Source organism: Fructilactobacillus sp. X7R7C1 (assembly GCF_059901065.1).
Window position 1 is genome coordinate 97,689 of sequence record NZ_JBWXVF010000004.1, and the last position, 15,632, is coordinate 113,320.

Here is a 15,632-nt window from a genome sequence, read left to right on the forward strand (position 1 = left end):
TTTGGCAAGTTTTTAAATTTTTCTTAATGAAAACGTTTTCTTTTTATTTTTGACGTGTTATAATTAATTTCGTAAATAAGGGTTACAAAAGTATTTTGAAAAGAAGGTATGGGATATGAGTTTTGAAGCAATATTAATTGGATTAATTCCAGTGATTGGTTGGGGGCTATTTCCAACTATTTCATCAAAAATTGGTGGTAAACCAACGAACCAAATCTTTGGTGCCACAGTTGGTACATTGATTTTTGCGATTGTTGTCTTATTATTCACGCAAGCTGGCTTCCCAATGGGCTGGAACTTAGTCTACGGAATCTTGTCTGGTATGGGTTGGGGCTTCGGTCAAATCATGGCCTTTAAAGGTTATTCTTTGATTGGTTCTTCAAGAGTTATGCCAATCACGACCGCATTTCAGTTGATTGTAACTGCTTTGTGGGGTGCATTTGCGTTAAGTAGTTGGCCTGGTATTGGTCACAAGATCATTGGAATCCTTGCTTTGATCGTTATCATTATCGGTGCCACTCTTACCACTTGGAGCCAAAACAAAGAAAACGTTAATAAAGGTGCGCTTGAAAAAGCCGTTATCTTACAGTTAATTGGTGTTATTGGTTACTGGTTATACTCAGCCGCTCCACAGGTTAATAACTTGACTTGGGCTAAGGGAATTTTGCCACAGTCCACTTCAGTAATGACCCCAATGGAAGCATTCTTGCCACAGGCAATGGGAATGGTCTTGATGGCTATTATCTACGGTTTGATGAACATGAAGAGTGAAAATGTGTTTGCTGAGGGTGTTTCATACAAACAGATTATTGCTGGTTTCTTCTTTGCAATTGCCGCATTCTCATACTTGATTGCTGCACAACCAAACATGTTAGGTCTTTCAACTGGATTCGTTCTATCACAGGTATCAGTAGTTGTTGCTACCTTGACCGGTGTTTACTTCTTACACCAGAAGAAGACTCCAAAGGAAATGGTTGCTACTTTGATCGGTTTAGCTTTGATCATCGTTGCTGCTGCCGTTACCGTTATGCTATAAAATCATTAATCTCAAACAAAAAAACACTTCACATTATGTGAAGTGTTTTTTGTGTTCCTAATTATTTATAATAATGACTTCGTTTTAAAAGTTCAGCTGAACGTTTATTGATGGGAACAAATCCCTTATTTTGCAAATGCCGGAAAAACATCATATTGTATACAAAACTCCATGCTAATGGCATGATTGCAAAAATCTCATAGGCAGAGGATGCGATGTTTAATCCAGTTAAGACGGTAAGTGCCATTGCTAGGATAAAATCCACCCCTAGCATACAAAGGGTATTATAGAAATCACCACGAAAAATAGAAGGCCAGATTCCAAACACTAGCGTAGTGAATGAGAAGCCCACCTTTTGGACTTTGACTTCTTGGGTTTCTTTATTTTGCACGACGGCGTAGTTAGGTGGCAAGAACATGTTGTTCATGCCATTATTCCCACTATTATTGCCGTTATCGAATGGATTCATTGACAATTGGACCTTTCTAAGACTTTAAAGTAAATTTGACGACGACTTCGACGTGCGGAGTCTGTGGCATCATATCAACTGGTTGCAGGTAGTCCACGTTATAAGACTTCGTTAGTTGAACTAGGTTCTGAGCTAGCGTTGATGGATTACATGAAACATATACAAATTTTTGTGGTTTAGCGGTTAAAATGGCATCAATTAGGTGTTGGTCAAGGCCAACGCGTGGTGGGTCAACCACCAGCGCCGTGGGTTTAAAACCCTCGGTTATCCACTGCGGCATCAAATCCTCGGCACTGCCAAAGTAGTAGGTGGCGTTATCAATATGATTGATTGCTGCATTATGATTGGCGTCGGTAATGGCTTCCTTAATGGTATCCATTCCTCTAACTTCAGAAACTTGGTTTGCTAATGAAAGACCGATGGTTCCTACCCCAGAATATGCATCAATCAAACGATCATCAGAATCAAGATTGAGGGCTGTTCCAGCTAAATCGTAGAGTTTTGGTGTCATGATGCTGTTTAGTTGGAGGAAAGCTCTTGGTGACAACTTAAATGATAGACCATTAATTTTTTCGGTAATACTATCATTTCCAGCTAAATGAACCGTCTTTTCTCCCCAGATCAAAGGTGAGTCACCAGGATTAATGTTTTGCATGACGGAAGTGACTTCTGGAAGGCGATCGGAAATCATTTCTAAGAGTTGATTTTTCTTAATCAACTTGGGCGTGTTAGTGATAAAAACCACCTGCACGTCGTTGGTATTGAGAGCTGCTCGAACTACCAAGGTTTTTAAAATGCCAGAGTGATTGGATTCAACGAACGTTGGGATGTTTAGTTCCTGAACCATTTCGACTAAAGCGTGCATGACCTTCATGGTAAGCGGATACTGAACGGAGCAGGTCTCCATGTCGACCACTTCGTGAGTTCCTTCTTTATATAATCCGGCGATGACTCTTCCGTTTGCTTCAGTTCGAACTTGAAACTGGGCCTTATTACGGTATTCATAGGGATTATCCATCCCGATCGTTTCCCTGACATCATAATGATCATAAGCCCTCGGATGATATCTTCTAAGCGATTGTTTAACTAAATCACGTTTGAATTCCAGTTGCTTAGGGTATGCGAGGTCTTCGAGTTCAAAACCACCAACTTCTCCAGCATATGGATCACGCGGTTTAACCCGAAAGGGACTTTCCTTATCAATTTGAACTAATTTTCCGCGTAGGTATTTAGGTTTAATCTCGGTTACATCAGCTTGAACTAATTCACCAACTAGCGCACCAGGAATAAAAATTAATTTGCGGTGAAAATAACCAATTCCCTCACCATTAATTCCGAGACGCTTGATGGTGACCGTAACTCGTTGGTGGAGTTCTACCGAAACATTTGACGATCTTTTTGAACCGTTTCTAACTCTTTTATAACTCATTAGAACTCCTTTTTTCTTCATAACAACGTCTACGTCATTATAGCAGACTCATATATGATACAAAAGTGTTGTATAATCATACTGTTAATTTGTTAAAAAGAAAAGAGAGGTATCAAAATGGCAGTACTAGAAACTAAAAACCTATGCTACGACGCTGATGGACGTGAGATTATCAAGGATATCAGCTGGAGCGTTGATGCCGGAGAGATCGTTACGATCACTGGTCCATCAGGGAGTGGGAAGACAACTTTTGTGAGACTTTTGGCGGATCTTTTGACTCCCAGTTCTGGTGAAGTAATTTTTGAAAGCCAAAACGTCGCTGATTTAAATCCAATTGAGTATCGGAGAAAAGTATCATACGCCGTTCAGCAACCCACCTTGTTTGGCAATACGGTCAAGGATAATCTTGAGTTCCCATATCAGATTCGAAATAAACCGTTTGATAAAGAACATGCGTTAAAAGCACTTCAAACCGTCGATCTAGGTGATGGTGATTTGGATCGGACGGTCGATAATCTTTCTGGTGGGGAACGCCAACGGGTCGCATTAATTCGCAACATCATGTTTGTGCCTGATGTGCTTATTTTAGATGAGGTTACCACTGGCCTTGATGAGAACACCAAGGAAAGTGTGCACAAGATGATTAACTACATTAATCAAAAAGATCACACCACGGTCATCATGATTACTCATGATCAAGGTGAGATTGACCATGCCACCGAGTTAGTCACAATTGTTAACGGACGACTAGTTAAAGGAGATAAAGATGCCTAATTTAATTGTTTCAAATCAAGCGCTCGCATTAACTGGACTCCTGGTCTTAATCGCGTTATTTGTCGGATGGAAAGAAAAGTTGGGCATTGATAAGTCAATTATCATTGCCACCATCCGTTGTGTGGTTCAGTTATTTATAGTTGGGTACGTTTTACGATTCGTTTTTCGGATCAATAACGTTTTTTTAACCCTGATTTTAATCTTAATTATTTTGTTTAACGCCGCTTATAACGCCAAAGGACGTAGTGACGGTATGGAACACGCATTGCCCATTTCCATCATTGCGTTAGGAAGTAGCACGATTGTCGTACTTGCGGTATTAGTCTTTGCGGGAGCAATTAAGTTTATCCCGTCTCAAGTGGTACCAATTACCGGAATGGTTGCCAGTAACTCAATGGTTGCCTTGGGACTTTGTTATCGAAGTATGAATTCCATGTTTAAAGACCGGAGACAGCAGATTATTGAAAAATTAGCTCTGGGAGCCGACGTGAAAACATCCTGTTCTGACATTGTGCGTGACAGCATTAAGACCGGGATGCAGCCCACGATTGATACTGCGATGACCGTTGGACTGGTTAGTTTACCCGGGATGATGGCTGGTTTAATCTTTGCTGGTGTTGATCCGGTTAAGGCCATTAAGTACCAGATCATGGTAACTTTCATGTTGCTTGGGATTACGGCCGTTAGTTCAATCATCGCATGTTACATGGGTTATCATAGTTTTTACACTAAAAATGACCAGCTTAGAAATATGAATTAATAAGTAAAGGCTCTGATTAGGAGTCTTTTTTATTGCTTCTGATAGGATAAATTGATGGAGTGGTTTATAATTCAATTGGGTCAACAGTTAAATTGGAAAAACGAAAAGAGGGATTCTATGAGTAAAATGACAGCAAGTAGAGCACTGGTGAAAGTGCTTGAGAGTTGGGATGTCGACCATTTGTATGGCATCACAGCTGGCTCTTTGAATAACTTATTGAATGCGCTAGATGAGGAAAAAAAGAACATTAAATATATTCAGGTTAGACATGAAGAGGTCGGTTCTTTGGCCGCTTCCGCTGACCATAAGTATACCGGTAAGATTGGGGTCGCCTTTGGTTCGGCTGGTCCTGGTGCGACTCACATGTTTAATGGTTTATACGACGCGAAGGAAGACAATACGCCAATGCTAGCCCTCGTTGGACAAGTTCCCCAACCAATGATGAACACGCGGTTCTTTCAGGAAATGGATGAACTGCCAATGTTTGCTGACGTTTCGGTTTACAACCGCCAGGCGTCAACTGCCGATCAGATACCAAAGATTATTGATGAAGCCATCAGGACGGCCTATCAAAAGAAGGGGCCAGCAGTCGTCATCTTACCGAATGATTTACTTGGAACTGAGATTGACTATGAACCAACTAAGACAGCCAACGTTTCAAGTAGCATTAAAACGGTTCACCCTAAACAAGCTGACGTTGATGAAGCCATTAAGATGATTAAGAAAGCCAAACATCCGGTTCTTTGGTACGGAAGAGGTGCTAAGGGTGCCCGAGATGAGATCGTGAAAGTTTCCGATCAGTTTAGCATGCCAGTCTTGTCCACGGCTCCTGCAACTGGGATTATGCCAAACGACAATCTGAGTTACATGGGTGCTCGTGGTAGACTGGGAACGAAACCCGGATTTGAAGTTTCTCAGGCTGCCGATCTGATTATTATGCTTGGAAACGACTTTCCGTTTGCTCGCTTCATGCCTAAAGATAAGAAAATCATTCAAGTTAATAACAATCTGGCTGATTTGGGTCGTCAGTATCAGGCCAACCTCACGATTCACGGTGATGCCAAGGAATTCTTAGAAATGTTAATTGATTCAGATGTAAAGCTTCCTAAGAGTGATTTCTTAAAAGCCGCTCGAATTGATCGCGAGAATTGGTTAAAATGGCTTGATAGCATTGCGACTGACTACGACGAGGGTCTTAGAGCTGAGACTGTTTTGAAAGCAATCGCTGACCATTCTAAGTCGAATGCGGTTTATGGACTTGACGTTGGAAACAACACCATGCATTCCATTCGTCAACTTCCCTTTAATCAGCAGCAGCAGTTTGCCATGTCACCGTGGTTTGGAACAATGGGCTTTGGTCTACCAGCTTCCATTGCTGCTAAACTCTCATATCCTGATCGTCAAGTTTGGTCGATTTCAGGTGATGGGGGATTTGCAATGGTCATGCAGGATGTGATTACGCAGGCCAAGTACAACTTGCCGATTATCAATGTCGTTTTGTCAAACGAACGCTTTGGTTACATTGAACACGAAGACGTTCAATCTGGCATTAGTGATTATGGTGTTGACCTCTATCAAGCGGATTTTGCCCAGGTTGCTGAAGGCATGGGTGCTCATGGCTTTAAAGTTTCGGGTCAAGATGAACTGGATAGTGTCATGGTTGAGATTGACCGAATGCAGGCCGAAGGTAACACGAAGCCGATTGTGATTGACGCTAAGATTAAAGCGTTTGACCCAATTGATACTAGTTTTGTCCCACTTGACCCAGAAAACTTTGACCAAAAAACGATTGATGCGTACAAGAAACGTTATAACGTTTATGGTCAACCAGCATTGAGCGAGATTTTAAAAAGTTTGAAATAGTGGTTTAAATAAAAATAACCGATCTCGGTTGAGATCGGTTATTTCTTTTGCTTATTTTTTCTTTGTCTTTTCGTCTTCGTCAATATCAACGGCAACCGTTGATTCATCACCAACATCTAACGCTTGATGCTTTAGGTGAGGGAAGATGTATTTATCAGCAAGTCCAGTGATTCCACCTTGGAATAGGAACGCAAAGATCGTTCCTACTCCTAAGTTAGTAAATTGACGAGTAATTGCAAAGGCAACCACTGCCATGACAGTCGGTGGGATGTAGGAAGCCCACATGGCTTTCCCAGCAGCACCATTGAAGTACTTAAATCGCAGGATCTGCATCAAATCATCAGCGGGATGCAAGACTAAGTTGACTCGTTGGTAGATTGAGATGGCGGTTGCAATCAATGCTACCCCGAAGAAATTTAAGAGGACATATAAAGCGACCATCATCCAACCCTTGGCTTCAGGGAATCCAGCAAAAAATGATACTTTTCCAATTACTGGCAGTGAACCATCCATGAAGAAGTCATCAAAGACCTGGATGAGTGCTGAGAACGGAACCATGAAGATGACGTTTCCAATGGCACGTCCCCAATCCCAGTGACCGACTAAAAAGGCGTTCAAAATGGTAATGGCAACTCCCAAGATTAGAAATGCCCAGAATAAGTTCCAGTGAAATGCATTTCCAAGGTTGGTTTCGGCTGCGGTCCAGTAAGCTGAACCTAGAAAAGATGGATGAATCTTAGCAGTTGTTACTAGAGTCAAAACATTTCCAGCAGAGTTAATTATTAATGAAAGGATAAAGAACATAATTGAAGCTGTCATGGAAATGGTACGTTTGGCTTTTCTATTAGCGGTTTTCTTCGCCATAGTTTCCCTCCACGATCAGATTTTGGTTCAATTATTTAAGATTACCATTAACTTTAACAATTGACTTGCCTTGAACCTTGTCAGTACCAGCTAATACACCAGGTACTTGTTCTAAAGTAAGGATGTTGTGTTGGAAAGGTGTAACCTTAACGGAACCATCTGAAAGTAAAGCAATTGAATCTTCGAAACTGTGGGGGTTAATCATTGAACCCTTGATGGTTAATTGCTTCTTGAAGATTTCGTAAGTGTTCATGTTAAATGTTTGACCTGGTGCACCAACACCAAACATCATAACTTGAGCGCCAGGATTAGTTGCTTCAACAGCTTGTTCTTGGGTTTCAGGCTTTCCAACACATTCGATTACCATGTCGTACTTGTCAGTGATTTTTTCCTTAGTCGTGTTGATAACCTTGTTTAAGTTAAGTTCTTTCTTTTCCCAAGCAAGGTTTTCATCATGTCTACCAGTCATGTCAATGTTCTGGATTCCGTAGATTCTAAGTAGTTGAGCAAACAACTTAGCCATGTATCCATCACCAATGATTAAAGCGTGTTGGTAAGGGGTAATGTTTTCGGTGATCTTCATCGTGTGAACGGCACATGAAAGTGGTTCCATTGAGCATGCAGTTTGAAGTGATAGTTCATCAGGAATGTGGTAAACAACCTTTTCTGGGGCGGTGAAGTAGTCTTCAAGACCACCATCTCTAGTTACACCAACGGCCGATAGGTTTTCACACAATTCGTAGCGGCCAGTGTGACAGTAGAAACATTTGTCACAGTAAATGTTAGGGTCAACAACAACACGGTCACCCTTCTTGAAGTCCTTAACGTTCTTTCCAACTGCGGAAACAACTCCAGAGTTTTCGTGACCTAACACGATTGGAGGAGTAGCATCAGCTGAACCAGGGAGACCATTGTATAAGGCGTGGTCGGTACCACAGATACCAGCGTAGGCAGTTTCAACTAAGACTTCGTCGTCCTTAGGAGTTGGGACATCTCTGTCTTCAATCTCCATGTGTTGCTTAGCTGTCATAACTAAAGCTTTCATTTTTGACATAAGATAACTTCCTTTCGAAAAGTTGATGAATTAATATCGTTACAATCTGAACATAACTGATCGAAAAAAATGGAAAGATTTCTTTCAGGAATATCAGATTTGTTTCCAAGTAATAATGTAAACCGTTTGAAAACTGTTTGCAAGGGCATTCCAGCTTCTGAAATAGATCCAATAAAAATTGAACAAAGAAGAAATTTGATAAGTGAAATAGATAACGGCATTAGAGTGGGAATTAAGCAATTAATTTTAATTATTGTTATGAAAAAATTACGAAAATATTTCACAAAATTATTTTTTTAATTTTCCGTTAAGGCCGGTCTTACTTTCAGGTTAAAATTTACTTTTGGTTAAATTAGTTTAAAATGGACACTACTAAAAAAGAAGGAGAGAACCAAATGGCTTATTTAGAACTAAGAAACATCAAAAAGTCCTATTATGTGGATAATCAGGATTTTCATGTTTTAAACGGGATCAGTCTCAACTTCGATCGTGGGGAATTTGTTTCCATCCTGGGAGAATCTGGTGGTGGAAAGACGACCCTTATGAATATTATCGCTGGACTAGACAGTGATTATTCCGGTGACGTTTTAATTGACGGGAAATCGTTAAAAAAAGATACCAGTAAACAACTTGATGAGTATCGGCGCAGTACGATTGGTTTTATCTTTCAAAACTTTAACCTTGTGAATCATCTGACCATTAAAGAGAACGTGATGGTCTCTTTAGAAATGACAACTTTAACACATAAACAACAAGAAGCACGGGCCACTGAGCTTTTAAAAAAGGTTGGTTTGTATGACCACCGTAACAAGTACCCCAATCAACTCTCAGGTGGACAAATGCAGCGGGTTTCAATTGCTCGAGCACTTGCTTCTGACCCAGATATCATCATTGCTGATGAGCCAACTGGTGCCTTGGACGCTCAAAATACCGATGACATCTTGGAACTAATGAACGAAATTGCCGAAGACGGAAAACTGGTAATTGCCGTCACCCACTCTCAGGTGGTTGCCAATTATGGAACGAGAATCGTTCATTTAGCCAACGGGAAGATTGATGAAGATAGGATTTTAAAACCCGCTTACCCGGTTAATAAAACGCAGGCGGACTTTCAGGCGCGTCCGGCCAAACTTGCTTCCATCTTTACGATGGCCTTCGAACACTTTCGTTATAACCTGAAGCGCAACCTGTTAATTATTTTTGGGGCGGCCATCGGCATCTTTTCGGTCATTTTCATGTTAGGTCTCGGCAATGGGGTCAAGGGATACATTAATCATGAAATTTATTCAGAGGTTAATCCCACTACCATTCAGGTTAGTCGAAAACAGAAACAAGGAGAGGAACAAAACCCTAAAAATGAACTTCTGACCAACCAGGATAACCAGCAGTTGCAGGATCTAAAGAACGTCAAGAGTTCAACGTTGGGTAAGTTTTTAGCTGGCGGTCAGTTTAAAGCGGCCGATAAAACCGCTTCCGTTCAGTACATTCAAACATACTATCAAGGAGCGGTCTTAAAGAAGAACATTAAATCCGGAGCAGTCCCCACTAAAGATAATCAGGTGTTGATTAATAAGAAGACGGCCCAAAGCTTTAATAAGAAGAAGCCGTACGACATGACGGGCCAAAAAATTAAGTTGTTTGCGAATGCCCCCGATGATAACGGGCAGCCCCATGTCCTATCAAAAGAGGTTACTGTGAGTGGGGTGACTAGTGACGTGAACCCAATGGCACTTGTTAGTTCCAACACGATGAAGTCAATGTTTAGTGAAGCTAAAATGAAGTACGAACCGAACTTTGCCGCGGTGAACATCGCTGGTGGAGTTCCCAACGTTCAACCCGTTCAAGATAAGATTAAGTCGTTGAAGGGACCCAATCAACAAGCCAAGTACCAAATTACTGGTGCGGGTGCGATTGTATCAACACTGAACACTTACATTAACGTCGCTGTTTGGGTTCTAGCAGGAATTGCGGCAATTTCGCTCCTTGTGTCAGCAATTATGATCATCGTGGTGCTCTACATTAGTGTTGCCGAACGAACCAAGGAGATTGGGATTCTAAGGGCACTTGGTTTTACCAAGGGCAACATTCGAAACCTATTCTTCTCCGAAGCCTTTATTCTGGGAGTCTTCTCGTCCATCTTTGCGGTTATCATCGCCTACCTGGCCGAATGGGGAGCGGATACGATTTCTAATGGAGCGATTAAGTACGCAATTGTTCAAATTTCACCGGCCAATTCCATTATTGGGGCACTAGTCTTTGTTATTATTTGTTTACTAGCAGCACTTGCTCCAGCAGCCAAGGCCGCTAAATTAGATCCAATTGTGAGTCTGAGTTCCGAATAAAGATTAAAAAATTAATTAAGCTATTGCAATTATAGGAAAGTTGGACCAAACTAACTTCTAAACCAAATAAGAGCTATCCCGTTAATTCGGGATGGCTCTTATTCATTAGGAATTACTAAATTGTAATGGAGGGGTTCATTTTGAGAATTGGAATTGCGGCAAACGTTAACCGGATTAAGACGCCTAACTATAACCTTGATTACGCCAATTATACTGCTCAAGTTTTTATTGATTTACTGCAAAAACACGGCATTCTGCCTGTTATTATTCCCATGGCTGAGCTTGATATGATTTCCGAATACGTTGACTTAGTTGACGGCCTAATTATTCCTGGTGGTCAAGATGTTCAACCAGAATTATTCCACGAAAAATCAGTCGAACCAGACGATGCGCACTATCGACCCCATGATGAGTGGGAAATGGGACTGATTAAAGAAATGGTGCGCCGGAGAAAACCACTTTTAGGAATCTGTCGGGGGCTTCAAGTATTAAACGTAGCTTTTGGTGGTAGTCTTTATCAAGACATTGCCACTGATTTACCCAAGTCTAACGTTCAACACGTGAAACACGACGATCCGAAGCATAATTTTCATGAGGTGCAAGTGAAAGCCAAAAGCCAGTTGGTCCATTCCATTGGAAACCATCCGGTGGTGAACTCAATTCATCATCAGGCCCTAAAAAGGGTCGGAGAGAGTTTGACCGTCACGGCCAAATCCCCTGATGGCGTCATCGAAGCGGTTGAAAATGATGATGCTAGTATCATGGGAATCCAGTGGCACCCAGAATTATTGTGGCAAAACGATCCAAAAGAGGAACAGTTGTTTTTGGACTTCTTTGAGCGAACCAGTAATCAATAAATAGCGAAAACCACCTTGATAGAAATATCAGGGTGGTTTCTTTGTTACTTGTTGTTTTCAAAGTATTCTTCATCGTGATTGGTGCTGTGACTGAGTTCGACCATCTTGCCGGTTTGATTGTAAACGAGCCACTCGGCGAGGTTTACGACGTGGTCACCGATCCGTTCGAGCAATCGGATGACCATTAAGTAGCTTAGGGCCGCTTGCGCCGTCTTACTGTTCTTTTTCAGGGATTCAGTTACTAACTTTCTGGTGGAATGATAATACTTGTCAATTGATTCATCTTGGTCAGCAATTTTCTTAGCTTCCGAGGCATTCCCCTCAAAGAAGGCCTCTAGTACCTGTTCTAACATTGAACGGACTTGTTCAGTCATTTCACTGATGACTTTTTCGACCGCCGGGATTCGTTCATGGCCCTTGGCGTTAATGGTTTCTCTCGCAATCGTATTGGCGTGATCGCCGATTCGTTCAATGTCGGTACTGGCCTTTAAAATACTGATAATTTGACGAAAATCACTGGCAACGGGTTGCTGGAGTGCGATCAGTTGTAAGGACTGTTTCTCTAAATCCATTTCTTCGTTGTTAATCTTGGGATCCTCTGCAATGATTTTGCGTGCGAGGTCCTTATCATGATCAATGAAAGATTTGGTGGCTTGGTAGATTTGTTCACTACTGTCAAATCCCATTTCCATGAAGTGTCCTTTAAGTTTCTTTAATTCATCATCAAATAATGCTCCCATAGTCATTCTCCTTATCCAAATTTTCCGTTGAGATAGTCACTTGTTTCTTGCTTATCAGGATTCATAAACATTTTTTTGGTTTTGCCTACTTCCACTAGTCGACCGTTCAGCATGAACGCCGTTTTGTCTGAGATTCGAGAAGCTTGTGACATGTTATGAGTCACGATGATGATCGTATACTTGTCCTTGATGTTTAGGAGGGTGTCCTCAATCATCTGACTCGAAATAGGGTCGAGCGCGCTCGTTGGTTCATCCAGTAAAATCACGTCTGGTTGAATGGCCAAGAGTCTAGCAATGCAGATTCGTTGTTGTTGTCCTCCAGAAAATGAAAGCGCACTTTTATGAAGTTTGTCCTTAACTTCATCCCAGATAGCCGCCTGTTTTAGAGATTCTTCAACGCGTTCGTCCAATAGTTGCTTATTCTTAACGCCAGCTAATTTTAAGCCAAAGGTGACATTATCGTACACGGAAAAGGGGAAAGGATTGGGTTGCTGGAAAACCATTCCAACTTCTTTTCGGAGTTCCACGATGTCTTCTTTTGGACCATAAATATTGTGACCATTGAGCGTGAAGCTTCCCGTGATGGTAATGTTTGGAATAAGATCATTCATTCGGTTTAAACAACGGAGGTATGTTGACTTTCCGCATCCAGATGGTCCAATTAGGGCGGTAATCTCATTTTGTTTGAAGTTTAAATTAATGTCGTGCAACGCTTTTCGCTTTCCATAGTACAAATTGACGTTTTCAGTTTTGATAATCTCTTTTGGTTCCGTTTTAGTTGTCATTTACTTCTCCTTAACCGAAGTTGCCGGAAATGTAATCCTCAGTGGCTTTGACCTGTGGTCTGGTGAAAATGTCAGCTGTTTTAGCGTACTCCATGACGTGTCCAAGATGGAAGAAGGCGGTATAGTCACTGACTCTGGCGGCTTGTTGCATGTTATGGGTCACGATGATAATCGTATATTTTTTCTTTAACTCTAGAAGCGTTTCTTCAATCTTAGAGGTTGAAATGGGATCAAGGGCACTCGCTGGTTCGTCTAACAACAAGATGTCAGGTTGCATGGCGATTGAACGAGCGATACAGAGCCTTTGAGCCTGTCCACCAGATAATTCAAGGGCGCTTGTATCCAGCTTATCTTTGACTTCGTCCCATAGTGCAGCGGCTTTTAGACTTTGTTCTACTCGTTGATCAAGTTCCTGTGGATCTTTTACGCCATGTTTTCTAAGCGCAAATTTAATGTTCTCACGAATGGTTTTGGCAAAGGGGTTGGGGTGTTGGAAGACCATGCCAATGTTTTTTCGAAGGACGTAGACGTTTAATTTTTTTTGGTTAATGTCTACGTCTCTGTACATGATTCTACCGGTAACGTTTGCCACACCATCATTCATTCGATTGAGACAGCGAAGGAAGGTTGATTTGCCAGATCCAGAGGCTCCAATGAGGGCGGTAATCTTGAACCTTGAGAATGCCAGCGAAGCATCAAAGGTAGCTTGCTTTTTACCGTAGAAGACGTTCACGTCCTCGGTCTCAAGGGCCATTTCTCCTGGTGGTGTAATAATTTGATGGTGGTTTAAATCGTAATTTTGTTGAGCCATGTTTTAACCTCGCTTTTTTCTAGAAGTCCCAGTCATCTTGCGGTAAGCCCAGTTACCTAAGAACCGAGACGACAGGTTAAAGACTAAGATAACAATGATAAGAACGGCTGATGCTCCACTTGAAACGACGTGTGCGTCTGGAACAATTCCCTCGGTATTTAGTTTCCAGATATGAACTGCAAGGGTCTCAGCTGGACGCATGGGATTTAGGAAACTGCTGGGACTGAAAGGATTCCAGTTGGTGTAACTTACGATTGGGGCACTTTGACCAGCCGTGTAAATCAAGGCGGCGGCTTCCCCGAAGATTCGACCAGAACTAAGGATGACACCGGTGATGATGCCCGGGATCGCGAGGGGTAGCACAACTCCAGTAATGGTTTTAAACTTGGAGAGTCCAAGCGATAACCCGGCTTCTCTTTGTAACTTTGGCACCTCTTCGATGGAATCTTCGACACTTCTGGTAAGGAGTGGCAGGTTGAAGATGGTTAAAGCAATCGCTCCTGACAGAATGGAGTAGTCAAGTTGAAACTTGATTACTAGCACCAAGTATCCAAACAAACCAACGACAATGGAAGGCAATGAACTTAGAACCTCAATGGCCGTTTTAACGAGCGTTGTGAGCCAGTTGTCCTTGGCGTACTCTGCCAGGTAAATTCCGGCCCCAAGACTGATTGGCAGCGAGATGATGATCGTCAGTATTAGCAGGTAGACGGAATTAAAGAGCTGATCTCTAATTCCACCGCCGGCACTGATCGAACTGGACGTGGTGGTTAAAAACTTCCACGAGATATCGGGTAGACCGGTGATGAGGATGTAACCGAGTAGGAAGATTAAGATCAGAACTACGACCACGACTAAGGCCCAGATGGTCCCAATGGCGAACTTATTAATTTTTTTGGCATTTATTTTCATTTTTTAAATGCACTCCTCTTTCCAATTAGTTTTACGATGACGTTGAATACTAGTGACATTACTAGTAAAACTAAGGCCAATGTCCACAAGGCGTTGTTAGGCAAGGTTCCCATGATGGTATTGCCCATTTGGGTCGTCAGTTGACTGGTTAAAGTTGCAGTTGGACTTGTCAAGCTGGTTGGCATGAGGACTGCATTTCCGATGACCATCTGAACGGCTAGTGCTTCACCAAAGGCGCGCGCCATTCCGAAGATCATCGCGGTAAGGATTCCCGGAGTGGCAGCCCGTAAGACCACTTTGTACATCATTTGCCATTTAGTGGCTCCGAGTGAAAGAGCAGCACTCCGGTAGTCTCGTGGGACGGCCTTTAAAGCATCGACTGACATTGAGGTGATGGTCGGAAGAACCATGACGAACAAAACGATGGTAGCTGGTAAAATCCCAGAACCGGTCCCGCCAAACGCCGTTCTAACGATGGGAATCAAGACCATTAAACCGATGAACCCATAAACAACGGATGGAATTCCAACGAGTAATTCGATTACTGGTTGCAGAATCTTTTGCCCTCGTTTGGGAGCGATTTCGGTCATGAAAAGAGCCATGGCAATCGCAAATGGGGTGGCAAGAATGGCGGATAGTAGGGTGACCGCAAATGAGGTGACGATCATTGGAAGTGCCCCAACTTCTGGTTTCCCATTTGGTCCCGTCTGACTTGGATTCCAGTCCCCCTTGGTGAAGAAATCGATGATACTGACGTGATCGGAAGTAAAGGTCGCCAGTCCTTTGGTGGTGATGAAGAAGAGGATGGTAATGACGAGGATGCCGATCAGGCCGATACATATGAGACTGATAAAATGACCAACCTTATCTTGATGAGTTTCTTTTGATGGTTTCAGTAATTTTTCTTTAATGTCATTCATATAAAAAACCACTTTC

General features: G+C 42.1%; 15 protein-coding genes. 6 read left to right on the forward strand and 9 right to left on the reverse strand.

Going from position 1 to position 15,632, the window contains the following annotated elements; genetic code table 11:
- Positions 1-115: 115 nt before the first annotated feature.
- Positions 116-1,036: a ribose/proton symporter RbsU gene (gene rbsU / locus AC6UDC_RS06385; RefSeq protein WP_500694058.1), complete on the forward strand. Its 921-nt coding sequence runs from the start codon at positions 116-118 to the stop codon at positions 1,034-1,036.
- 61 nt (positions 1,037-1,097) lie between these two features.
- On the opposite strand, the gene AC6UDC_RS06390 is transcribed toward rbsU, so the two are convergent.
- Both AC6UDC_RS06390 and rlmD read right to left on the reverse strand, forming a co-directional pair.
- Positions 1,098-1,511: a hypothetical protein gene (locus tag AC6UDC_RS06390; RefSeq protein WP_500694057.1), complete on the reverse strand. Its 414-nt coding sequence runs from the start codon at positions 1,509-1,511 to the stop codon at positions 1,098-1,100.
- A gap of 10 nt (positions 1,512-1,521) precedes the next feature.
- Positions 1,522-2,934: a 23S rRNA (uracil(1939)-C(5))-methyltransferase RlmD gene (rlmD, locus tag AC6UDC_RS06395; RefSeq protein ID WP_500721833.1), complete on the reverse strand. Its 1,413-nt coding sequence runs from the start codon at positions 2,932-2,934 to the stop codon at positions 1,522-1,524.
- A 117-nt stretch (positions 2,935-3,051) separates the two neighbouring features.
- On the opposite strand from rlmD, the gene AC6UDC_RS06400 reads away from it, so the two are divergent.
- The 3 genes from AC6UDC_RS06400 to spxB all read left to right on the forward strand — a co-directional run bounded on the left by AC6UDC_RS06400 (position 3,052) and on the right by spxB (position 6,331).
- Complete coding sequence (locus AC6UDC_RS06400) at positions 3,052-3,708, forward strand: ABC transporter ATP-binding protein (RefSeq protein ID WP_500721835.1); 657 nt, start codon at positions 3,052-3,054, stop codon at positions 3,706-3,708.
- Positions 3,701-4,468: an ABC transporter permease gene (locus AC6UDC_RS06405; RefSeq protein ID WP_500694054.1), complete on the forward strand. Its 768-nt coding sequence runs from the start codon at positions 3,701-3,703 to the stop codon at positions 4,466-4,468. The genes AC6UDC_RS06400 and AC6UDC_RS06405 overlap by 8 nt, the downstream gene beginning before the upstream one ends.
- 117 nt (positions 4,469-4,585) lie before the next feature.
- Positions 4,586-6,331 (forward strand): pyruvate oxidase, encoded by a 1,746-nt coding sequence (spxB, locus tag AC6UDC_RS06410; RefSeq protein ID WP_500696958.1) that lies wholly within the window; start codon positions 4,586-4,588, stop codon positions 6,329-6,331.
- Between the two features lie 51 nt (positions 6,332-6,382).
- Here the strand turns inward: spxB and AC6UDC_RS06415 are convergent, their stop codons facing one another.
- Positions 6,383-7,195, reverse strand: coding sequence for a DUF6198 family protein (locus AC6UDC_RS06415; RefSeq protein ID WP_500721837.1), 813 nt, complete (start codon positions 7,193-7,195; stop codon positions 6,383-6,385).
- 31 nt (positions 7,196-7,226) lie between these two features.
- On the reverse strand, positions 7,227-8,240 hold the full coding sequence (locus AC6UDC_RS06420; RefSeq protein WP_500694138.1) for a zinc-dependent alcohol dehydrogenase family protein: 1,014 nt from the start codon (positions 8,238-8,240) through the stop codon (positions 7,227-7,229).
- Between the two features lie 404 nt (positions 8,241-8,644).
- Between AC6UDC_RS06420 and AC6UDC_RS06425 the strand changes: the two genes are divergently transcribed.
- On the forward strand, positions 8,645-10,591 hold the full coding sequence (locus AC6UDC_RS06425; RefSeq protein WP_500721841.1) for an ABC transporter ATP-binding protein/permease: 1,947 nt from the start codon (positions 8,645-8,647) through the stop codon (positions 10,589-10,591).
- 140 nt (positions 10,592-10,731) lie between these two features.
- Entirely contained in the window at positions 10,732-11,448 is a 717-nt protein-coding gene (locus AC6UDC_RS06430; protein WP_500721844.1) for a gamma-glutamyl-gamma-aminobutyrate hydrolase family protein, read from the forward strand.
- Between the two features lie 44 nt (positions 11,449-11,492).
- Here AC6UDC_RS06430 and phoU read toward each other — a convergent pair whose 3' ends face one another.
- From phoU to pstC, 5 genes are read right to left on the reverse strand one after another with little or no spacing between them, the layout of a single operon-like run.
- Positions 11,493-12,188: a phosphate signaling complex protein PhoU gene (gene phoU, locus AC6UDC_RS06435; protein ID WP_500694048.1), complete on the reverse strand. Its 696-nt coding sequence runs from the start codon at positions 12,186-12,188 to the stop codon at positions 11,493-11,495.
- Between the two features lie 11 nt (positions 12,189-12,199).
- Complete coding sequence (gene pstB / locus AC6UDC_RS06440; protein ID WP_500694047.1) at positions 12,200-12,973, reverse strand: phosphate ABC transporter ATP-binding protein PstB; 774 nt, start codon at positions 12,971-12,973, stop codon at positions 12,200-12,202.
- 10 nt (positions 12,974-12,983) lie between these two features.
- Positions 12,984-13,784 (reverse strand): phosphate ABC transporter ATP-binding protein PstB, encoded by an 801-nt coding sequence (gene pstB / locus AC6UDC_RS06445; RefSeq protein WP_500721848.1) that lies wholly within the window; start codon positions 13,782-13,784, stop codon positions 12,984-12,986.
- A 3-nt stretch (positions 13,785-13,787) separates the two neighbouring features.
- Entirely contained in the window at positions 13,788-14,690 is a 903-nt protein-coding gene (gene pstA, locus AC6UDC_RS06450) for a phosphate ABC transporter permease PstA (protein WP_500701305.1), read from the reverse strand.
- 2 nt (positions 14,691-14,692) lie between these two features.
- Positions 14,693-15,616 carry a phosphate ABC transporter permease subunit PstC gene (pstC, locus tag AC6UDC_RS06455; RefSeq protein WP_500707436.1) on the reverse strand — a complete coding sequence of 308 codons (924 nt, stop codon included), beginning with the start codon at positions 15,614-15,616 and terminating at the stop codon, positions 14,693-14,695.
- Positions 15,617-15,632 lie beyond the last annotated feature (16 nt).